A 20,560-nucleotide genomic window follows, 5' to 3' on the forward strand; every position below is an offset into this window, starting at 1 on the left:
ATCCTGGAGGCCTACAAGGCCAAGACCATCATCGTGAACAAGCGCTCGATGGCCGCGGGCTACGCGGGCCTGGACAACGAGCTGTTCTACATGGACAAGACCATGATGGTGTTCGGCGACGCCAAGAAGGTGGTCGAAGACATGGGCAAGGCGGCCTGAATTGACAGTCCATCTGGATTCGACACCATGAGCAGAAACAAGACGCCAAACCTTCCAGACCTCTCCGCGCTTCTCACTCCCAAGAACCAGCTCATGCTGGCGGTTGAACAGGCGGTGCTGCGTGGACAGGACTGGGAGCGCGCCTCAGCGCCGATTCCCGACCAGATCGCCGCCCGGCTGGCGGGGGTGATTACGCTTGACCTGGTTCAGTCCGGCCAGCGGTTACTGGAGAAGGATATCAGCGAAGTGTTGCATGTTAGTCGTGCTCCGGTGAGAGAGGCGATGCGCATCCTGGAGCGCGACCGGCTGGTTGAGTTTCAGGCCCGGCGCGGCGCCATCGTCACCGCTCCCGACGAAGCGGAAATTCGCGACATCTTCAAGGTGCGCAACGTGCTCTATATCACGCTGCTGGAGCAAGTGGTGCGAGAAGTTCCGGACGAACTCGAGCGGGTGCTCAACGAACACATGCCCAGACTTGTCAAAGCCGCCGGCGAGTCGGCAGATGCGTATGCTGTTGAGAGCTTTCTGCTGAATTTCGCGCTTGTCGACCTCTGCGGCAACAAACTGCTCGTTGACATGCTGCAGTCCATTTCACTGCGGACCTTGCGTTATGTACGGCTGGGACTGGTTGCCGCGCCCCAGACCATTGCTGGCTCCCTGAAGACCTGGCGGAGACTGCATGCTGCCGTAGTCAAGCGCGATGACGACTTGATCCTTTCCATCGTCGGAATGCGAATGGACGAGGCGAGAGATGCCGCGATCCGCGCGGTTGCAATGGAATCCCTGGCCAAACCGACGCCTTGCGCTACCAAAGTGCCAACTTTGCGCGCAGGCGCCAGGAAGCCGGGCAAGCAATTGGTGGCCGCCTGAAACGAACGCTTTCGTTCGCCGCGGATTCCTGCTGCCCCCCAGCTTTTAAAGTCAATCGGCTGACGCCGAAGTGTAAATAATTCCACTGGAGACAAACCGTGAAGGCAATCTGGTATGACCGACAGGGTCCGGCCGGGGAGGTACTGCAATTCGGCGAGTTGCCGACGCCGCAGCCTGGTCCGGGCGAGGTTCGGGTGCGGCTGCATGCGTCGGCGGTGAACCCGGCTGACGCGAACCGGCGCGCAGGGCGCATGCACGGCATGGAGTTCCCGCGCATTGTTCCCAACAGCGACGGCGCCGGAGTGGTCGACGCAGTCGGCTCCGGCGTCGACGTCGGGATGGTGGGCTCCCGGGTCTGGCTGTATTTCGGCCAGCGCGGACGCGCATATGGCACTGCGGCGCAATATATTTGTCTTCCCCATGAGCTCACCGCGCCTCTGCCCGAGCATTTGGACTTCACGCACGGGGCATGCCTGGGTATTCCAGGCATGACTGCCTACTGCAGCCTGTTCCTCAAGGGACCGATCGAAGGCAAGACCGTGCTTGTTACGGGCGGCGCGGGAGCTGTTGGCCATTACGCGGTGCAACTCGCCAAGTGGGGCGGTGCACGCGTTTTAGCCACGGTCAGTTCGTCGCGCAAGGCTGCACATGCCAAAAGCGCGGGTGCCGATGAGGTGATCGACTACACCGCGCCAGATGCCGCGGAGTTGATACGCGAAGCCACCGGAGGGCGGGGCGTGGACCACATCGTCGATGTCGACGCAGGCGGAAACCTCCGTCTGTGTCTGGAAGTCGCCGCAAACCATGCCAACTGGGTCTCATATGCCATCGGGCCTGAGCCCGATGCCGCGTTTCCGCTCGCCGGACTGATCCGGAAGAACATTAGCCTGCATGGCCTCTATCTGTCGGGCCTGCCCTTCGAGGTTCGTCGCGTCGCGCAGCAGGGCATTGCGCGGTGGTTGGAAGAAGTCCCTCAGGCGATTCACACCGTGGACCGTGTTTTTGCGTTGCGTGACACAGCAAAGGCGCATCTTGTCGTAGAAGAGCGCAGCAAGCTTGGCACGGTCGTTGTCGACTGCAATTGATGACGCACGGCGCGTGAAAGAAAACAAGCCGTGCAAATGGCATCCCAATTGCGACTGCGGAAGGAGGGGCCTCGGGTAGCGGCCCCTCCGGACGCGGCGATCGGGTTCGTCAGGCCTTCGGCAGCGCGTCAGACCGGTACCTCGCCCTTCAATGTGACGCGATTGAGCACGCGCTCCTTTGACCCGTAGTCGTGCACTGCGTAGTGCATCGTGCAGCGGTTGTCCCACATGACAACATCGCCGGCGTTCCACATGTGCCTGTAGATGTTATCCGGGGCCGTCGAATGACGGTAGAGGTAGTCCAGCAGCGGGCGGCTTTCGTCTGGCGTCCAGCCTTCAATGCCAAGCTGATTTTCGTCGTGCGCGATGTAGAGAGCGCGACGTCCCGTCTCGGGATGCGTGCGGACCAGCGGGTGCACGGCTTCCGGAATGTCCTTCTCCGCCACCCCAAGCATGCGCCCCAGGCGGGAGCCGCGAAAGCGCACCTGGAGGCCTTCCAGCGCGCGTCGCATTCCTGGTGACAGCCGTTCATACGCGAGGTACTGATTGGACCACATGGTATCGCCGCCGTGCGGGACAGTGACGGCGCTCAGTATCGTGATCTTCGGCGGGACCGGAGTGAACGGCGCGTCGTAGTGCCATGCCTCCGTGGACGCTGTCTCCTTCGGGATTTTGGTGATTTGTACCACCTCCGGGCAACCGTCCAGCGGCTTGAGCATCGCCGTGACCACGGGTTCGCCCCAGAGCCGCGCGAAGTCCAACTGCGCGCGCGGCGAAATGTACTGCTTCTTGAAGACCAATGTGCAGTGCGCAAGGAATGCGCGCTGCAAGGTCCCGAATACCTCGTGGTTTAGTGGTTCGTTGAGATCGATACCTTCGACCGAGGCGCCGATGGAGCCAGTTAGGGGTGTGATCCGCAGATTCAAGAGTGTCTCCTGCCGTTCTGAAAATCGTCGATTCCCGACGCTGTCATCGCGTGTGCCCGCGATGTTCAGATCATAGCAACCAGTGTTAATTATGTCGACATAAACTATTTTAGACTGCTATCATGGATTGCACCCAGGACTGGAAACGCGGCGTGGTTCGGTGGGGTGAGGCTACCGAATCGCTCCGGCTGCGATCGAACGCATCGTGATGCGGATCGCGCAGAGAATTCCGCGCGGAAATTTTTCGGCGACGGTGGACGGCTTATGGGTTGGCTGGGCACAACACAGGAGAAGGACATGGCATCAATCAGCAAGGTTGTGGCATCGCTCGCGTCTGCATTTTCGGTCTTGTACGGCCATGTGAGCTTTGCTGCGACGGCGTCGGAAAGCTGGCCGGAACGGCCGATCCATCTGATCGTTCCTGCCTCGGCGGGCTCTGGCACTGACGTGCTGGCACGTGCGATGGCTCAGCGGCTTGGAAGCGCGCTGAAGCAGGCGGTCGTCGTCGACAACAAGCCGGGCGCTAGCGGCATGATCGGCATCAATGCTGTCGTGAAGGCGCATCCCGACGGCTACACGCTGCTCTACACGAACGCTTCGTTCGCTGTGATCGCGCCAGCGGTGCTCACGAATGCGAATTTCGATCCGACGCGCGATCTCGCTCCCATCGCGCAGACCGCAGTCGGCGGCGTGCTGCTTCTGGTCAATAAGGACCTGCCGGTAAAAGACATGCGCGAGTTGGTGGAGCTGGTCAAGGCGCAGCCTGGGCAATACACCTATGGCAGCTGGGCCATCGGCTCTTCGGGACACTTGATGATGGAGTGGCTCAAGAAGCAGACAGGCATGAATGCGACCCATGTGGCGTATCGCTCCGTGCCGCAGCTGATGACGGAGATGTCCTCGGGCGTATTGAAGATTGGCTGGGCCGACCCGTATGCGCCGCTGCCGATCCTGCGCGCGGGCAAGATTCGCGCGCTCGCAATCAGTGGCAATGTCCGCTCACCGCAATTGCCCGACGTTCCCACCATGGCCGAGCAGGGATTTCGCTTTGACACCGTGGGCTGGTTCGGCATGTTCGCGCCCGTGGGGACCGACGCGGCGATCCTCGATCGCTTGACGGCCGAAGTGAACAGGATTCAGGCGTCATCGGAGTTCAAGACTTTGATGAAGAACATGAATTTCGAACCGCCGCCGCAGACGTCGCAGGCGCAATTCCGCGACATCGTCGGGCACGATTTGCGAACCTGGACACAGATCGCTGCCGGCGCAGACATCAAGATCGCCAACTAGCCGCTGCAAAAGCCGGTCCCAGGTAAATCAAGGACACTAAGGTACAGACGTGAAACTTGCTAATTTTTCAACATTAATGCCAGGGCTGATTCTCGTGCTGGTGCTGGCAATTCCTGCCGCTTTACTTGGAAAGGCATTTCCCCTGCTCGGTGGCGCCGTTTTCGGCATGCTCCTTGGCTTGGTTCTTCGCCCCCTGCTGAAGCCCGGTGAACGCAGCAAGCCTGGCGTTACATTCGCTGGCAAGCAATTGCTGCAGTATTCCATTGTTGCCCTTGGATTTAGTCTGCCCCTGCATGAAGTCGCGCGTACCGGACTGCATTCTCTGCCCGTTTCCCTGGTCACCTTGACGGTCGCCTTCGTCGTCGCGGTAGCTGTTGGCCACGTCTTGGGCATTTCCGACAAGCTCAAGGTCCTGATTGGCGCTGGAACAGCCATTTGCGGCGGGTCTGCGATCGCAGCCATTACCCCAATCCTGAAGCCGGAGGACCACGATACAACCTATGCGTTGTCGACCATCTTTCTGTTCAATATCGTCGCCGTGATGCTGTTCCCTGTGCTGGGGAGGCTGCTTGGCATGTCCGACACTGGCTTTGGCATGTGGGCCGGCACCGCAATCAACGATACGTCGTCGGTTGTCGCCGCCGGTTACGCGTGGAATGCAACCGCCGGTGACTACGCAACGATCGTAAAGCTGACGCGAGCCATGATGATCGTGCCGGTTTCGCTGGTGATCGGCCTGATTTACCACCGGCGCCATCCGGGCACCTCGATCGGGCGAAGTGTTCCCTGGTTCATCGTGCTGTTCGTCATGGCATCGGCAGTCAACGAATGGCTCCCGGCATCCCTGACGCAAGCTATCCGGCAGCTGGCCCCTATGCTGATCATTGGTGCGCTGACCGCGATCGGGTTGAATACCGATATCGGCAGACTGCGCCAAGCCGGCTGGCGGCCCCTCATGCTGGGCTTGATAGTGTGGATCAGCGTGGCCACCAGCAGTCTGGTGGTGCAGCACTTGACTGGCGCCCTGTAGTACAAGGGCGCTGTCGGCCCGGATGTGATCGTTGGCCAGCAGACCGGGGCATGGGATGCCGCGGTCAAAGGGGGCGGCTGGGTGCGGGCGCTTGTACGATGCGATGCCAGCAGCATGCACGCGAGCGTTCCGCAGGACGGCCTGCAACACTGAACAAGCAAGACCTGTCACGTACGACCTGTCACATACCGTTGGACTGTCTTTGGAACCAGTGTCGAATATCTGCGGCGACACCGGGCATGTTGCCGGGAGTCCACCTTGGGCGATTGGGTGGATGGCTGCCCGGCATCGCCGAGTCCCCTGCTGGAATCGGTGCGCAGATACGTGATGAACGGCATCAAGGTGCATGGCGACGATACGCCAGTGCAAGTGGCCTGCAGGCCATTGTCCCTTCGGTGCGCCCCCTGGCGCACACCTCCTTTGTCCTCGTGGCGAAACAATCAATTTCAAGTTTGCCCACTTACTCTGGTAAGGGAAAACCCGTAGGATTGTCACGCTGAATGTTGCACCGCGGCAATTCTGCCGCATTCGTCGGGCAACATCGCCATGTAAAGCCCAGGAAGGCGTGCCGCCAATGAGCGATTCCTGACGCAGGACTCGACCCATGTCGGACCTGGGGCACTCAAATCGTCGAATTGTGCTGATTCCACAACTCACAGGACTTCTGCCGTGAACATAGATGACATCCGCAAGAACGCCTTCGCAATGCCCCTGCACAGCCCCTCGTATCCGCGTCCGCCTTTCCGATTCCTCCATCGCGAATACTTCATCATTACCTACGAAACCGACCTGGACGCCCTGCGAGCGGTCGTTCCCGAGCCCTTGACGGTCGATTCGGCTCTGGTCCACTACGAGTTCATCCGCATGCCGGACTCATCCGGATTCGGTGACTACACCGAGAGCGGCCAGGTGATTTCAGTCATTGATGAAGCGGGCCAGAAGGCCAGCTACACGCATGCGATGTATCTGGATGATGAAGGACCAATCGCCGGCGGCCGTGAAATCTGGGGCTTCCCGAAGAAGCTCGCCTCGCCCCGCCTGGCCATTGATGGTAACGATACGCTGCTTGGCACCCTTGACTACGGCACGCAGCGGATCGCGACCGGCACGATGGGCTATAAATTCGGCCCGCTCGATATCGAGGCCGAACGCCGGAAGCTGGCGGATACGCCGAACTACCTGCTGAAGGTCATCCCGCACGTCGATGGATCGCCGCGGATCTGCGAGCTGGTCCGCTTCTATCTGCAGGACGTGACGGTGCTCGGCGCCTGGGAAGGACCCGCCGCGCTGGAACTCCACCCGCATGCGCTGGCGCCGGTTGCCGACCTGCCGGTCAGGAAGATTGTGGGCGGGAGGCACGTGATTGCCGATCTCACCCTCGATATCGGCGAAGTCGCCTTTGACTACCTCGCGCCGGCGCAGGTCCCGAGGCTCGTTGTCAACCAGTAACCCCGCAATAAAAACGAGGAGTCAGACGTGCGCCGCAGCGAAACAAACAAAATCAATCGCAACCGTCAACGACAGTTGCCCCCCTATGACGAAATAGGATTGGTCCTTCAGGGAGGCGGCGCGCTCGGCTCCTATCAGGCAGGCGTTTTTGAAGGCCTGGCCGAAGCCAGCATCAAGCCCACCTGGATCTCGGGAATCTCGATTGGCGCACTGAACACGGCCATCATCGCAGGCAATGCGCCGGAAGACCGCGTGGAAGCATTGCGCGGGTTCTGGAATACCATTTGCCAGCCTGCGGACCTGATAGGTCACGTGGGCGCCTGGTGGCCGGCGACGTTCGGTTTCCAGGATCTCGCGCGCAAGTGGTCAAGCATGTGGGCCGCCAGCCGCGCGCTGACAGAAGGCCAGAAAGGGTTCTTCGCACCGCGCTCGCCCTTGCATGCCGCCGGGCTGGCACCTAAGGATCCAAACCAGGTGAGCTTTTACGATACGGCCGCCTTGCGTGCCACGCTGCTCAAATACGCCGATTTCGATCGTATCAACGACGGCGATATCCGAGTTTCCGTGGGAGCAGTCAATGTCCGCACGGGGAACCTGATTTATTTCGACAATACGAAGATGCGCCTGAAGCCGGAGCACTTCATGGCATCTGGCGCGCTACCACCCGGTTTCCCTGCCGTTGAAATCGATGGCGATTATTATTGGGACGGCGGTCTCGTCTCCAACACGCCGCTCACCGAAATTGTCAGGGAATCCCAGCACAAGGATACTCTGATATTCCAGGTGGATCTGTGGAGCGCGCGTGGCAGGCTGCCGGGCAATTTCCTTGACATTTCCGAGCGGACCAAGGATATCCAGTACTCGAGCCGGACCCGGGCGATTACCGCCTTTCTTGAGGCAGAGCAGAAGCACGCCCATCTCATCAAGCAATTATTGGAACACGTTCCCGCGGAAGTCCGTCAGAGCCATCCGCTCATGCGCAGGGCGCAGCAGGTCGCGGATGGCCGTGCGATCAATGTGGTCCATCTGATCTACAAGAACAGGGCCTTCGAGGGACACTACAAGGACTACGAGTTCAGCACCGACACGCTTGGCGAGCATTGGAGCGTGGGACTGGAGGACATCCGCCGCTCGCTCGGCAAACCTGAACGGATCGCCATTCCCAGCCGTGACATCGGTTTCGTGACACACGACGTGCATCGCCAGGAAGCGCCCGCAGTGCCGACTGCCGACGCGTTCAATGACGTGGTCGACACCGCAAGGCTCACGACAATCGAGAGTTTCCCCGCCGACGAGGCAGATGCTCTGAGCATCGATCCCAGGTAAATCCAGTCAGGACCCGGTCACGCCACTTCCCCAGTGCTGCATTCACCGGGTCAGTCCCAACAGTTCGCGTGCTTCCTGTGCGGTTGCCAGTTCGCCACCGAGCGACTGGACAATGTCGCTTGCCCGCTTCACAAGCGCCGCATTGCTTTCCGCCAGGACGCCCTTGGAGATGTGGATGTTGTCTTCGAGGCCCACACGGACATGGCCGCCGGCCAGCCATGCCTGAGCAACCATCGGAAACTCGAAGCGCCCAATGCCAAACGCCGCCCACTGCGCGCCTGCGGGCAACAGACTGCGGGCGTACAGCACGGACGCCGGCGAAGCGGAGAACCCATACTTCACGCCCATCACGAAAGTCCACAATCCCGGGCCGTCCAGTACACCTGATTTGATCAAGTCCAGGGCGAGATGCATGTCGCCCGAATCAAAAATCTCCAGTTCAGGTTTGACGCCTGCTTCCCGAATCACCGCAGCCATGCGCGTGACGTTCTTTGGCGTATTGATAACGACATCCCCACCGGAATTCATTGTGTTCAGGTCGAGGCTGCAAATGTCGGGACGCAGCGCCAAGATATGTTCGACACGATCTTCGGGGCGCATCAGCGTGGTGCCGGGTGCCGCCACTTTCGGATCATCGTCGCTGGGGATGAAGCGTCCGCCAGGGCCTGTTGTCAGGTTGATAATGACGTCCGTGTCCTGTGCGCGAATGCGTTGCATGACTTCGCGGTACAGCGCGATGTCCATCGAGGGGCGGCCGGTTTCGGGGTCGCGCACGTGGATGTGTACCGCTGCGGCGCCAGCACGTGCTGCATCCAGGGATGCGTTGGCAATCTGCTCAGGGGTAACAGGCAGGCCCGGATGTTGTTCGGGTTTTGTCAGATTGCCGGTTACCGCGCAGGTGATGATGGTCTTGCGTGCATGCATGTGTTTCTTCCGGATATGTTTGAGCTAGCCCAGGCGGCGATTGCCGTCGAGGGGCATGAGGAACGCCTGTTATTTGATCGGCGGCACGGGGTAGGTCGGAACACCTTCCCCGAGCACGAATTGGCAATGGAGCGTGTAGTAAGGCGCCCGCTGCTCGGGATAGGGGCCGGTACTTGCCTCATGCCGCTCGAACTTGCCGATCAGATCGCGTGTGACGCCAAACGTGACATCGGATTCCAGGTGCTCGGCGTCGTCTGAAAAGATCTGCGAGATGAGCGTCGAATGGCCCTCTGCAGTCACGACGAAATGCAGGTGGGCCGGACGGAATGGGTGGCGATGCTGTGCGCGGAGCAGTGCGCCTACTGGCCCGTGGGTGGGTACCGGGTAGCCAGCGGGCCTCAAGCTCCGGAAATGGAATCGGCCGTTCGCATCGGTAAGGAAATGGCCTCTCAAGTTCATCTCCGGCTGGTCCGGATCCTGATTCTCGTAAAGACCTGCTGGCGATGCCTGCCAAACGTCTACCTTTGCGTTTCGGATCGGCTCCCGGCGCGTATTGAAGACCTGTCCGCTTACGAAGATTGGCGTTGCCGTCGAAATGTCCTGAACGATCGACGCGCCCAGTTCATAGTGCGGCGAGCCGCCGCGAAAGAACGGCCCGAGCAAGGCGCCGCCCGTGCGCTCTTCGCCTGCCGAGTTGTTCAGCACCTTGACCAAAGTAGAGAAGCCAAGCACGTCCGCCAACAGCACAACTTCGTTGTGACTGTCTGTGCAGGTCAGGCCCACATTCCTCAGGAAACCCAATGCCTGCTCAAACTCCTCGTCGCTCAGCCTGACTTGGTTCAGGAACGCATGGCCATGTTCTACCAGTGCATTCAAGATTTCCTTGAGGCGTGGACTTTCGGTCTTGCTCATGGCGGCAAGCACGACGTCCGTCACCGACGCCGCATCGCTAACTATGCTGCTACGTTGTACAGATCCCGTCATCGCAGTTCTCCTTTGCAAACGTTTGCATCATAGCTATGCAACCATCAGCTGTCAAAGGTCCCTTTCTTTGGCTTGGAATTTCAGGTTTTCGAGAGCGCGATTCCGCTCACGCCTGCAATCGCTTGCAATGAAGATCGGTAGCGTACCGAGGTCCGACGGGGTATGCCGAGGTAGGGGCGGGAAGAGCGCGCGGCCTTGCGCCGCGCGGAAGGCGGTTATCGCGCGGCCGTGGATTCGCGGACCACGAGCTCGGGTCTGAGCACGATGTTGATTTGTGCCGTCGAACTGCCCTCGAGATTTCCGAGCATCAAGGTGGCTGCACGAATCCCCATTTCATAAAGAGGGATATGCACGGTAGTCATTGGCGGCGCAACGGAATCCATCAGTGGCATGTCGTTGTGGCCGACGATCGAAATATCTTGAGGGCACCGGAGACCGCGTGCGCGAAGCGCATCATAACAACCGAGCGCCAGCAGGTCGTTGGCGGCAACGATCGCAGTAATTTCGGGATGGCGCTCGAGCAGCGCATCGCATGAGGCACGACCTTCCTCACGGGAGTACGCCTTGGATTCAACCACCGGACAATGCGTTTTCTTCAACCCCAGCTCTCTGAGTGCATCAAGGAATCCCAGGCGGCGTTCGTAACCGGTCGACAGATCGCTTGCGCCGGCGACATGGGCTATGCAAGTGTGGCCAAGCTTTATCAAATGCGTCACCGCCAACAGCATTGCCAACCGGTTGTCGCTGACAATGCAGGATACGCGACCACTGTCTTCGCTTCGATTGACGACAACGACCGGTATCCCCTCGTCGAGACAATGTTCGAGGATGGGGTCCTTGCGGCCCGCCGTCGCCAGGATCAGGCCGTCGACCTGACGCCCGACCATCTGATCGATCACGAACCGTTGCCGTTCCTTCCCGCCCTCTGCGTTTGCAATCAGCGGAATGAACCCTCTTTTGGCCAGCTCGTCTTCGATGCCGCGCAGGATCGGCGGAAATACCGGGTTGGCAATATCCGGCAGCACGACACCAATGATCCGAGAGCGTTTTGTGCGAAGCGCGGCAGCAATCCTGTTGGGAGAGAAATTTAATTCGCGTGCGGCCTTGAGGACCCGCTCAACCACGTCATCGCTGATCAGATGGCGAGTCTCGGGGTTCATCACGCGCGAAACCGTGGACGAATGAACGCCAATGGACTCGGCCAATTCCTTGAGGGTCATCCGCCTTTTTTGCGTCATGTTTGCGATAACGCGGCGTCAGTCGCCGCACTCCAGCCAGGCAAGATTGCCATTGTACCTGCGAGGCCCCATGCGAGACCCGAAGATGCAATATCAACCGCTCCGTCGGCGCACGTCTCAAGTTCGCGCATTGTTGCGGCCCTGGTCGACGGCCTCCGCGAGGCCTTCGGTTTTTGCCCGAGGTCATGTCTCAAGTTCTTGATTCCATTGGATTTCAGGCGCGCCTGTGATGTTCTGGCGCCATTCCGCTGAAAAATACCACTTGATCTCCGGATCCAACCGTTCATAATGCAAACGTTTGCAAATGAGTGGGGATGGAAGCGGCCAACAATTGCCCGGGCAGATCAGCGAGTTCGCGTTAACGCCGCCGATCGACTGACGCATTCCCCATTTCAACCCCCTCAACTACCTATCGAACATGTCCACTCATTCACTTTCGGGCAAGGTTGCCGTGATCATCGGCGGTACCGGCGGCATCGGTCTTGCCGTGGGCCGTACTCTGGCCGATATCGGTGCCAGCGTCGTGTTGACCGGACGCGATGCCGAGCGCACGGCCAGCGCCGTTGCCGCACTTCCCGCAGGCAATCATTTGGCCGCACACGCGGAAGTCGGCAATAGCGCGACGCTCCGCGAGCTTGCCGACGCCGTGCAGCAGCACTATGGCCGCGCCGACATCCTCGTCAACACCTCGGGCTTCACGCGCGCAATTCCGCATGCCGATCTCGATGCGCTCGATGACGCGCTGATCGACGAACTGTTTGCCATCAACTGGCGCGGGCAGTTTGCGGCGATTCGCGCGTTCGCGCCGCTGTTGCGCGCCAATGGCGATGGTCTGGTCGTCAACGTCGGGTCAATTGCGGGCCGCACCGGGCAGGGCAGCAACGTGGCGTATTGCGCCGCCAAGGCGGGTCTCGATGTCATGGCAATGTCACTGGGGCGAGCACTGGCACCCGCAATCCGCGTACTCAACGTATCCCCGGGCGTGCTCGACACCGCCTTCGTGCCCGGCCGCGATAGCACCTTCAACGAGCGCGCGGCAAAGACCACACCGCTGCGGCGCATAGGGCAGGCGCAGGATGTGGCGGATGCCATCGTAGCCTGCGCCACGTCGCTGCGCTTTGCCACGGGCACGACCATCGTCGTCGACGGCGGCCGGCAGCTTGGCTGATTTCCACCCTTGACCAACCGACTCATGTACGCGCGCGCCACATGCTCGGACTGCGCGACACCCGATTACTCCATTCACTGAACGCCTGCAATCATGAACACAATCCAAGTCAAACAGAAGGCCGCCAACATCGACGAGCTCGATCTCGCGCTGGTGGGCGTGCCGCTTCCGCAAGCCGCCGAAGGCGAGTGCGTGATCGATGTCGCCAGCGCCGGGGTCAATCCCAGCGATGTCAAGGCGACGCTCGGCCTGATGCCCCATGCCGTGTGGCCGCGCACGCCGGGCCGAGACTACGCTGGTGTTGTCGTTGACGGACCGGCGGCGATGATCGGCCTGCAGGTCTGGGGAAGCGGCGGCGAGCTTGGCATTCGACGCGACGGTACGCATGGCAAGTACCTCCGCATCGGTGCGCAGTCGGTGCGCACCAAGCCAGCCACGCTTTCCCTGGTGGAAGCTGGCGCGGTCGGCGTCCCGTTCATCACTGCGTACGAGGGCCTGCGGCGCGCCGGCATGCCGAAGCCTGGCAGCACGGTGCTCGTGTGCGGCGGCAACGGCAAGGTCGGACAAGCTACGATCCAGATCGCCACGGCTCTCGGGGCGCGCGTCTTTGCTGTCGAGCGAGGCGCCGATCCCTATCGTGGTCACGCAAGCGGGCCCGTGCGCATGATCGATGCCAGTCGTGAGACCATTGCCGAAGTCGTACGTGACGAGACCGGGGGCCACGGCGCGGACATCGTCTACAACACGGTGGGTAGCCCCTACTTCGAGCAGGCCAACCTGGCCATGGCGATCGGCTCCACGCAGATCTTCATCTCGACGATCGAGAAGCCCGTGCCGTTCGACATCTTTGCGTTCTATCGCGGCCAGCATACMTATGTCGGCGTCGACACCCTCGCACTCTACAGCGAAGCCTGCGCCGGCATTCTCGATGCACTCGCGCCGATGTTTGCCTCGGGGGCGCTGAAGCCGTTCCCTGTGCTCGATGACTACACGTACACGCTGGCCGACGCCAGGGACGCCTATCGCGCCGTGCTGCAGGGCGCTACCGAACGCGTGGTGCTCAAGCCATGAACACGACACGATTTGCACAGGCGCCGGCCTATAACCCGGCCAATCACGAGGGCATGCACTGCCTGCGTCTGCAGGGGCACGAAGCCGGTCCGTCCGAAGCGTTATGGATGGGCGTCTCGGTGATCCTGCCTGGCGGCCATACCTCGATGGATGCGTCACCCGTCGAAAAGCACTATGTGGTGCTGGAAGGCGAGGTTTGCATCCAGACGCCCGGCGAGAGTGTCATGCTCGGTCAGTTCGATTCGGTGCGGCTGGCACCTGGGGAAGCGCGCCGGGTTTCCAATCCGCACAACCGTCCTGCCATGCTGCTGCTCGCCATGCCGTATCCAAAGCCGGCCAGCCCCTGAGCCGTTTTTTGGCCTGGAAATGCAAACGTTTGCACTACTGGAAATCAATAAATCAATAAATCAATAAATCAATAGGAACGCGAGGAGACAACCATGCAACGCATTCTTTCACGCCCCACTGTGGCGATAATCCTGGGCGCCGCGCTCACACTGGCGTCGAGCGCGCCAGCCACCGCGCAGCCCCAGTTTCCGACCAAACCGATCCGCCTGGTCGTACCGTTCTCGGCCGGCAGCGCCACCGATATCCTGGCGCGCATCATCAGCAGCAAGATGGGCGAGGGTGGCACCTATCAGGTGATCGTCGACAACCGGCCTGGCGCAGGTGGCACGCTGGGTGCGACCACCGTGGCCAAGTCCGCACCGGACGGCTACACCCTGATTCTTGTGTCAGTGAGCCATGCCATTAACGCTACGCTGTATCCGAAGCTTGGCTACGACACCGTCAAGGATTTCGCGCCGGTGTCGCTGGTCGCTTCGGTGCCGAACGTGCTCGTGGTCAACACGGGCAGCCCCTACAAGTCGGTTCACGACCTGGTGGCTGCGGCGAAGGCCAGGCCCGGTGTGATGAATTTCGATTCGGCCGGTTCGGGCAGCTCCACGCATCTGAGCGGCGAGATGTTCAAGATGCAAGCGGGCATCGATATCGTGCACATCCCCTACAAGGGCACGGGCGAGGCGCTGACCGACGTGATGGCCGGCCGTGGCGACATGATGTTCGCGCCGACCGTCTCGGYGATGCCATTCGTGAAACAGGGCAAGCTGCGCGCGCTGGCTGTGTCGACGTCGAAGCGCGCGGGCGCGCTGCCCGATATTTCGACGGTGGCCGAATCAGGATTGCCAGGCTATGTGTTTGATTCGTGGTTTGGCGTGCTCGCGCCGGCCGGCACGCCAAAGGAAATCGTCAGCGCGCTGAATGCGGAGATCGCCAAGGCATTGGCCGCGCCCGATGTCCGCGAGCGCCTGGCGGCCCAGGGCGCCGAACCGCGCGGCAGCACGCCGCAGGAGTTTGCCGGCTATATCCAGGCCCAGATCGTCAAGCTGGCGCCGGTGGTAAAGCAGTCGGGCATAAAAGGCGGGCAGTAGGCAGGTCGTTTCTTCCCTCTCACCCGCACCACGACACACATAAAAACCCCCATCACATAACAACACAATGAGGAGTCAGCAGTGATGAGCAGAAGAAAGTGGATAGCAGGCATCCTGTGCGCCATGCCGATGGTCGCGGCGGCGCAATCCGTCACGCTCTACGGCGTCATCGACAGCGGCGTCGAGTATGTCAATCACATCGGCGCGAACAAGGACAGCGTCGCCCGCATGCCGACCCTGACGGGCACCGTGCCCTCGCGCTGGGGCCTGCGCGGAGCTGAAGACCTCGGGGGCGGGCTCAAGTCGGTGTTCGTGCTGGAATCGGGGTTCGCCCCGGACTCCGGAACGTTGAACCAAGGCGGGCGATTATTCGGGCGTCAGGCCTTCGTCGGTTTGGGCAGCGATCGCTGGGGGCAGATCTCCTTCGGGCGCCAGTGGACCATGACCTTCTGGTCCACCCTGGATTCCGACGTGCTCGGCCCCAACATATACGGCTCCAGCGTGCTGGACAACTACCGGCCCAATGCGCGCGCCGACAATGCCGTTGGCTACAAGGGCAAGTTCGGCGGCCTGACCATTGGCGCTACCTACAGCTTTGGCCGCGACACCGTCAACGCGGGACAGAATCCATCCGGCACCAACTGTCCCGGAGAGAATCCAGCCGACAAGCTGGCCTGTCGGGAATGGTCGGCGATGCTGATGTACGAGACGAACTGGTGGGGCGTGTCGACGGCCTATGACTCCATCCGCGGCGGACCCGGCGCGGCGGCCGGGCTGGTAAACAGCGGCCTCAAGGACGACCGCGTGCAATTCGGCGGCTACATGCTTCTGTCCAAGGCGAAGATCGGCATCGGCGGCACCTTCCGCAACAATGAAGGCAGCGCCACGTCGCATAGCCAGTTGTACTATGCCGGCGTGGCCTACGACATCACCCCCGCCTTCAATCTCGCGGGCCAGATCTACTACCTGGGCTACAGCCATAGCACCAACAAGGCATGGCTCGCCGCCGTGCGCGGTACCTACGAATTCTCCAAGCGGACCTCCGTCTATGCCACCACGGGCTTTATCGACAACCGGGGCCAACTGGCGCTGTCTGTCAGCGGCGGCGGCGGAACAAGTACCCCCCCGCCGGGAGGCAACCAAATCGGCGTGATGCTTGGCGTCAAGCAAATCTTCTGAGGGCATCCCGCCGCCGAGATACGAGCGGCGGGCGCGGGCGCCCGGGGGCTGCACGCCCCACCAGAAGACGCCCGCGCACGCCTCGCCGTGGATGTGCGGTGGTTGCACTGTGGTCGCGGTCCGGCGGCATCCGATGCAACCACGCCTGACATCCTGTCTTCAATGTCTCGTCGCTCGCTGCAGCCCTCGTCCCGATGGCGCCGCGTTTCGCAGCCAGAGTGGACGCCGGGAGCCGCTGCCACGCACCGGTCCACTCGACGAGATGGCCCAGGTGATCGTCACGACTATTGCGCCGCGAGTCCCAACAGCGCGCGGGCCTGCGCCGGCGTCGCGACAGTACGGCCATATTCCGTGCAAAGGTCAGCGACCTGCTTTACAAGGGCAGCATTGGACGGTGCGAGCGTTTCCTTGTCCAGGCGGATGTTGTCCTCGAGGCCGGTGCGGCAGTGCCCACCCAGTTCAAGCGACCAGCGTGCCATCGTGAGTTGGTCGCGTCCGATACCGGCGCCAGTCCAGGTGGCGTCAGGTGCCAGGCGGCGCAGCGTATGCACGTAGAACTCAAACACTTCGCGATCGACAGGCATTGCGTTCTTGATGCCCATGACAAATTGCAAATGGAGCGGACCGACGATCTTGCCGGCCTGATGCATGGAGACCGCCTGGAAGATCATCGACAGGTCGAAGGCCTCGATTTCGGGCTTGATGCCGTAGATCTTCATTTCCTCCGCAAGCCAGTCGACGAGGTCAGGCGGGTTGTCGTAAACGCGCGTGGGGAAGTTTACCGAGCCGGTTGCGAGCGAAGCCATGTCCGGGCGCAGCGACAGCATGCCGCCGCGTTCACGGCCCGCACCTGAGCGGCCGCCCGTGGAGACCTGCGTGATCATGCCCGGCGCGTGCCTGCGAATGCCTTCGAGCACCAGTGCAAAGCGATCCGGATCCGAGGTGGGGGTTTCGTCATCGTTGCGTACATGCAGGTGCACGAGAGTGGCGCCTGCTTCGAAGGCCTCCTGCGTGGACTCCACCTGTTCGTTTACGGTGACCGGTACGGCCTGATTGTCCTTCTTCCGTGGCAGTGAACCGGTGATTGCGACGGAAATGATGCAAGGTTGGGTCATGTTCGATCTCGGGTAAGAAAGTAGCGTTCAGAACCAGGTGGCCTGGCACTTGGTCGGAAGCGCCTCCACCCGATGATCTTGGGCGGTCAACCACAGTGGTGCGGCAGTTTGGGGACGGGGCTGTGATGCCCTGACATTTGCCGCGTGACTCGAAAGTGATGCACTGACGAAGACGAAAACTGGTTCGCTGGTCGTGTTCTATAGGCGAACATACGTTCGGCGTAAGAACAAACGTATACTACATCAAGATCAAGGAAACGGCATCTCCTTCCGGGCGTCATTGGTCCCTCGCCGCAGATCGGCGAAGATGGTGTGACCGCGCCCCGTCCTGAGCAGTCGAATGGGAATGCCTTTCTGCCTACCGGCCCGGCCGCCAAAGCGCTTCAGTCCTTGGCCTTCATGTAAGCAGTTGCTCGGCATGTTAGTGATGTTAACTTAGGGGGGAGACAAGAACTAATTTGGCATGCGTGTTGCCTGCTGCCGTTCAGCGGGCTTCGGCGGCGCTACGCCGCAATGTGCTTGCGTGAGGCAGGTAGCAGTTCGGCGACCCGCTGGAGGTGCTCGGGCCCGGACGTGACAGCGCTGAGGAACAGGGCGATGGAAAATTCGATCATCTGCTCCACTCGGACAGGAAGATCCGATCTCGGCACCCGAACAGGCTGAAGGACTTTGTGTTTTGTTCAGTCAGCTCCGGATAGGACTCGCGCGCAACGAGGCGTGGCCCGACCATCAGGTCGAAGAGTCCCTTGTGGCGTTTGGCGAACTCCACGTAGGTGCGCATCATGCGGTAGGCCGTGGCCATTGGCGCATCGTCCGATGCCACGATGGCCAGGCGCAAGACGGCCAACTCGCGAAATCCGTCGGCCGCGATGGCGGCCAGCAGCCCTTCCTTGCCGGCAAAGTGGCGGGAAGGGGCGGCCTCGGAGACGCCGACCGCCCGCGCGAGGTAGCGGAGGCTCAATTCGCGCGCACCGATTTCCTCGAGCGCGCGACGTCCCTCGGCAATCAATGCGTTGCGCAGGTTGCCGTGGTGGTAAGGCGCAGCGGCGGGGGCAAGCGATTTGGCGGTCACGGTGTCGGCAAGGTCAGATCGGTGGGAAGGCAAATTATAGGCTGCTCGCTGGGTGGATCGGGTTTGCCGGGAATACCCTGATAACGAGCTATGTTAACACTGTGTACACTGGATTGCAGATGACGCCGAGCCGCATCCGCGGCAGCGTCATCCAGCTCTTGTCACTAACGTGCCGGCAGGGTCCGGCCTCCCAAGCAGGACGAAAAATGAGCACTGTCGTATTTGAGAAGGACGGCGCGGTTGGCGTCGTCACGATGGCAAAGCCACCCCATAACCTGATCGAAGATAACTTCCTGAAGGATCTTCTGAGCGCTTATACCGAAGCGGTGGAACAAGGCTGTCGGTCCATTCTGCTGCGTAGTGGCATGCGCCACTTTTGCGCCGGCGCCGATGTGGCCGGCTTTGCCGGCGGAGGGCGGCGCCGCGAGCAGGCAGGGTTGGAAGCCCTGCTCGACGCACTCGAGAACGTGCCGATTCCTTCTGTCGCGGCGGTTCAGGGGGGCGCACTCGGCGGCGGGGTCGAACTCGCATTGACCTGCGACATGATCGTGGCCGCGGACACCGCATTCTTCGGCATGGCGGAGGCGTCCCTTGGCCTGCTGCCGCTGCTCGGCGGGGTCCAGCGGGTGGTCCAGCGCGTCGGCCCGGCGCGCGCCAAGGAGATGGCCATGTTCGGCCGGCGGCACGACCCGGTAGTGCTCGAGCGCTGGGGCCTCATCAACCTCGTCACAGCCGAAGCTGACCTGCCCGCGGTTTCCATGTCATGGGCGCGTCAGCTGGCRGCCGGTCCGACGGTGGCACTCAAGGGCATCAAGCAACTGGCCAACCACTCGGCGCGCAGCGGCATTGCCGGGGCGGATGCGCATCAGACCGAGATCAACAACATGATGTGGGCAAGCGCGGACCAGAAGCGCGGCCTCCAGGCCTTTGCRAAATCCGGCCCGGGCTCTGCTGTCTTTGAGGGGAACTGATCATGGCTGCTCCACTGGAAGGACTGAAAGTCATCGACTTCACGCGGGTACTCGCCGGCCCCCTTTGCACCAAGACGTTGCGCGACCTGGGCGCCGAAGTGATCAAGATCGAGCCGCCCGGTGGCGATACCGGSCGTGGTGGCATGCCGCTCATCGGCACSATGTCCGTGTACTACGCGCAGCAGAATGCAGGCAAACGCAATCTGAGCCTCGACCTGAATTGGCCTGAGGCTCGCGAGATCGTGACAGACCTGTGCCGCGACGCCGACATCATTGTCGAGAACTTCCGGCCCGGTACCCTYGCGCGCTTTGGCCTCGGMTACGAACAGGTGCGAGAGTTCAAYCCGAGCGTCGTCTACGTTTCGATGAGCGGGTATGGGCAGACCGGACCGTGGAAGAATCGCCCCGCCTTTGCGCCGACAGTGCAGGCGGAGACCGGGCTGACCGATATTGTGCGCGAGCACTACGGATTCGAAGCCGACGCGCTGCGCAACGATGCGTGCAGCCACGCGGACGTCTATACGGGGCTGCACGGCGCGGTGGCCGTCCTTGCAGCGCTGCAGCATCGGCATCGCACCGGCGAAGGCCAGCATGTCGATGTATCGATGGCAGCCACCATGCTGGCTGTCAACGAGCGCGCCGGTGCCCAGCTCTCGGGGGTCGACACCAATGGCGAGCCTKCCGCGCTAAGCGCTCCGGAGTCCCACATTTACGCGCTACCCGACGGGCGCCAGGTGACGATCGCCGCAAGTCCGATCTACTCGCCCATGTTCGTGCGCTATTGCTCGATGATGCGCCGGACCGACCTGCTGCTGGACCCGCGTTTCGCCAGTGCGCCGCTACGCAGRCAGAACCTGGATGCGCTGCTGGCAGAGGTCAGGGCGTGGATTCTCACGTTCACCGACCTCGACGAGCTTCAGGCGCAGGTCAGCGAGCAGGGACTTGCCATTGGCGTGGTGCGCACCACGCGTGAATTTGCGGAATCGGAGTGGGCAGAGCACTGGGGTGCCGTCGTGGAAGTTGACGATCGCACCGGCGGGACGATGCGGATGCCCGGCCCGCCGTGGCGCTTCAGCACGGCAACGTTGCCGGCTCCGGGCATTCCGGCCTTCCAGGGTGAGCACAACATTGAGCTGCTGAGCGAACGCAACATCGATCCGGCGACGATCCAGTCGCTGCGGGAGCGCCGCGTCCTGGTGAGCCGGAAAAGTCTGCGCGGAGACTTTGATGCCGCTTGATCACACCCACGACCCCGCCGCGCGAAGCTGGCTGG

The 20,560-nt window shown here is 61.6% G+C and carries 21 protein-coding genes; 14 read left to right on the forward strand and 7 right to left on the reverse strand.

Annotation, left to right across the window (positions count from 1 at the left end):
• The 3 genes from AC1DQ3_RS35200 to AC1DQ3_RS35210 all read left to right on the forward strand — a co-directional run.
• On the forward strand, window positions 1-159 hold a 159-nt coding region (locus AC1DQ3_RS35200; RefSeq protein WP_477124733.1), incomplete at its 5' end, for an NAD(P)(+) transhydrogenase (Re/Si-specific) subunit beta.
• A 27-nt stretch (window positions 160-186) separates the two neighbouring features.
• Window positions 187-1,029, forward strand: coding sequence for a GntR family transcriptional regulator (locus AC1DQ3_RS35205; protein WP_477124713.1), 843 nt, complete (start codon window positions 187-189; stop codon window positions 1,027-1,029).
• Window positions 1,030-1,127: 98 nt separating this feature from the next.
• Complete coding sequence (locus tag AC1DQ3_RS35210) at window positions 1,128-2,114, forward strand: NADPH:quinone reductase (protein ID WP_477124714.1); 987 nt, start codon at window positions 1,128-1,130, stop codon at window positions 2,112-2,114.
• Window positions 2,115-2,242: 128 nt separating this feature from the next.
• Here the strand turns inward: AC1DQ3_RS35210 and AC1DQ3_RS35215 are convergent, their stop codons facing one another.
• Entirely contained in the window at window positions 2,243-3,040 is a 798-nt protein-coding gene (locus tag AC1DQ3_RS35215; protein WP_477124715.1) for a TauD/TfdA dioxygenase family protein, read from the reverse strand.
• Between the two features lie 297 nt (window positions 3,041-3,337).
• On the opposite strand from AC1DQ3_RS35215, the gene AC1DQ3_RS35220 reads away from it, so the two are divergent.
• The 4 genes from AC1DQ3_RS35220 (at window position 3,338) to AC1DQ3_RS35235 (ending at window position 8,135) form a co-directional block, all read left to right on the forward strand.
• Window positions 3,338-4,330 carry a Bug family tripartite tricarboxylate transporter substrate binding protein gene (locus AC1DQ3_RS35220; RefSeq protein ID WP_477124716.1) on the forward strand — a complete coding sequence of 331 codons (993 nt, stop codon included), beginning with the start codon at window positions 3,338-3,340 and terminating at the stop codon, window positions 4,328-4,330.
• Between the two features lie 49 nt (window positions 4,331-4,379).
• Complete coding sequence (locus AC1DQ3_RS35225) at window positions 4,380-5,360, forward strand: YeiH family protein (RefSeq protein ID WP_477124717.1); 981 nt, start codon at window positions 4,380-4,382, stop codon at window positions 5,358-5,360.
• A 669-nt stretch (window positions 5,361-6,029) separates the two neighbouring features.
• A complete protein-coding gene (locus tag AC1DQ3_RS35230; RefSeq protein ID WP_477124718.1) occupies window positions 6,030-6,809 on the forward strand; it encodes an acetoacetate decarboxylase in 780 nt (259 codons plus the stop codon).
• Between the two features lie 27 nt (window positions 6,810-6,836).
• Window positions 6,837-8,135 carry a DUF3734 domain-containing protein gene (locus tag AC1DQ3_RS35235; RefSeq protein WP_477124719.1) on the forward strand — a complete coding sequence of 433 codons (1,299 nt, stop codon included), beginning with the start codon at window positions 6,837-6,839 and terminating at the stop codon, window positions 8,133-8,135.
• A 42-nt stretch (window positions 8,136-8,177) separates the two neighbouring features.
• Here the strand turns inward: AC1DQ3_RS35235 and AC1DQ3_RS35240 are convergent, their stop codons facing one another.
• The 4 genes from AC1DQ3_RS35240 to AC1DQ3_RS35255 all read right to left on the reverse strand — a co-directional run bounded on the left by AC1DQ3_RS35240 (window position 8,178) and on the right by AC1DQ3_RS35255 (window position 11,665).
• Entirely contained in the window at window positions 8,178-9,059 is an 882-nt protein-coding gene (locus AC1DQ3_RS35240; protein ID WP_477124720.1) for a beta-keto acid cleavage family enzyme, read from the reverse strand.
• A 69-nt stretch (window positions 9,060-9,128) separates the two neighbouring features.
• Window positions 9,129-10,043: a dioxygenase family protein gene (locus AC1DQ3_RS35245; protein ID WP_477124721.1), complete on the reverse strand. Its 915-nt coding sequence runs from the start codon at window positions 10,041-10,043 to the stop codon at window positions 9,129-9,131.
• A gap of 215 nt (window positions 10,044-10,258) precedes the next feature.
• Window positions 10,259-11,263: a LacI family DNA-binding transcriptional regulator gene (locus AC1DQ3_RS35250; protein ID WP_477124722.1), complete on the reverse strand. Its 1,005-nt coding sequence runs from the start codon at window positions 11,261-11,263 to the stop codon at window positions 10,259-10,261.
• 201 nt (window positions 11,264-11,464) lie between these two features.
• Window positions 11,465-11,665: a hypothetical protein gene (locus AC1DQ3_RS35255; protein WP_477124723.1), complete on the reverse strand. Its 201-nt coding sequence runs from the start codon at window positions 11,663-11,665 to the stop codon at window positions 11,465-11,467.
• Between the two features lie 34 nt (window positions 11,666-11,699).
• On the opposite strand from AC1DQ3_RS35255, the gene AC1DQ3_RS35260 reads away from it, so the two are divergent.
• The 5 genes from AC1DQ3_RS35260 (at window position 11,700) to AC1DQ3_RS35280 (ending at window position 16,129) form a co-directional block, all read left to right on the forward strand.
• The gene (locus tag AC1DQ3_RS35260) at window positions 11,700-12,449 is read left to right on the forward strand and encodes an SDR family NAD(P)-dependent oxidoreductase (RefSeq protein WP_477124724.1); all 750 of its coding nucleotides are present in this window, start codon (window positions 11,700-11,702) and stop codon (window positions 12,447-12,449) included.
• 93 nt (window positions 12,450-12,542) lie between these two features.
• Window positions 12,543-13,520 (forward strand): quinone oxidoreductase family protein, encoded by a 978-nt coding sequence (locus AC1DQ3_RS35265; RefSeq protein WP_477124725.1) that lies wholly within the window; start codon window positions 12,543-12,545, stop codon window positions 13,518-13,520.
• Window positions 13,517-13,867 carry a cupin domain-containing protein gene (locus AC1DQ3_RS35270; RefSeq protein ID WP_477124726.1) on the forward strand — a complete coding sequence of 117 codons (351 nt, stop codon included), beginning with the start codon at window positions 13,517-13,519 and terminating at the stop codon, window positions 13,865-13,867. The genes AC1DQ3_RS35265 and AC1DQ3_RS35270 overlap by 4 nt, the downstream gene beginning before the upstream one ends.
• Before the next feature lie 93 nt (window positions 13,868-13,960).
• A complete protein-coding gene (locus tag AC1DQ3_RS35275) occupies window positions 13,961-14,950 on the forward strand; it encodes a tripartite tricarboxylate transporter substrate binding protein (RefSeq protein ID WP_477124727.1) in 990 nt (329 codons plus the stop codon).
• An 84-nt stretch (window positions 14,951-15,034) separates the two neighbouring features.
• Window positions 15,035-16,129: a porin gene (locus tag AC1DQ3_RS35280; RefSeq protein WP_477124728.1), complete on the forward strand. Its 1,095-nt coding sequence runs from the start codon at window positions 15,035-15,037 to the stop codon at window positions 16,127-16,129.
• A 284-nt stretch (window positions 16,130-16,413) separates the two neighbouring features.
• Here AC1DQ3_RS35280 and AC1DQ3_RS35285 read toward each other — a convergent pair whose 3' ends face one another.
• Window positions 16,414-17,244: a 3-oxoadipate:acetyl-CoA acetyltransferase gene (locus AC1DQ3_RS35285; RefSeq protein WP_477124729.1), complete on the reverse strand. Its 831-nt coding sequence runs from the start codon at window positions 17,242-17,244 to the stop codon at window positions 16,414-16,416.
• Between the two features lie 610 nt (window positions 17,245-17,854).
• The gene (locus AC1DQ3_RS35290) at window positions 17,855-18,316 is read right to left on the reverse strand and encodes a TetR/AcrR family transcriptional regulator (RefSeq protein ID WP_477124730.1); all 462 of its coding nucleotides are present in this window, start codon (window positions 18,314-18,316) and stop codon (window positions 17,855-17,857) included.
• A gap of 206 nt (window positions 18,317-18,522) precedes the next feature.
• On the opposite strand from AC1DQ3_RS35290, the gene AC1DQ3_RS35295 reads away from it, so the two are divergent.
• Window positions 18,523-19,287: an enoyl-CoA hydratase/isomerase family protein gene (locus tag AC1DQ3_RS35295; protein WP_477124731.1), complete on the forward strand. Its 765-nt coding sequence runs from the start codon at window positions 18,523-18,525 to the stop codon at window positions 19,285-19,287.
• 2 nt (window positions 19,288-19,289) lie between these two features.
• On the forward strand, window positions 19,290-20,525 hold the full coding sequence (locus AC1DQ3_RS35300) for a CaiB/BaiF CoA transferase family protein (protein WP_477124732.1): 1,236 nt from the start codon (window positions 19,290-19,292) through the stop codon (window positions 20,523-20,525).
• Window positions 20,526-20,560 lie beyond the last annotated feature (35 nt).

The sequence above is a fragment of the Cupriavidus sp. 01T418 genome (genome assembly GCF_056398885.1).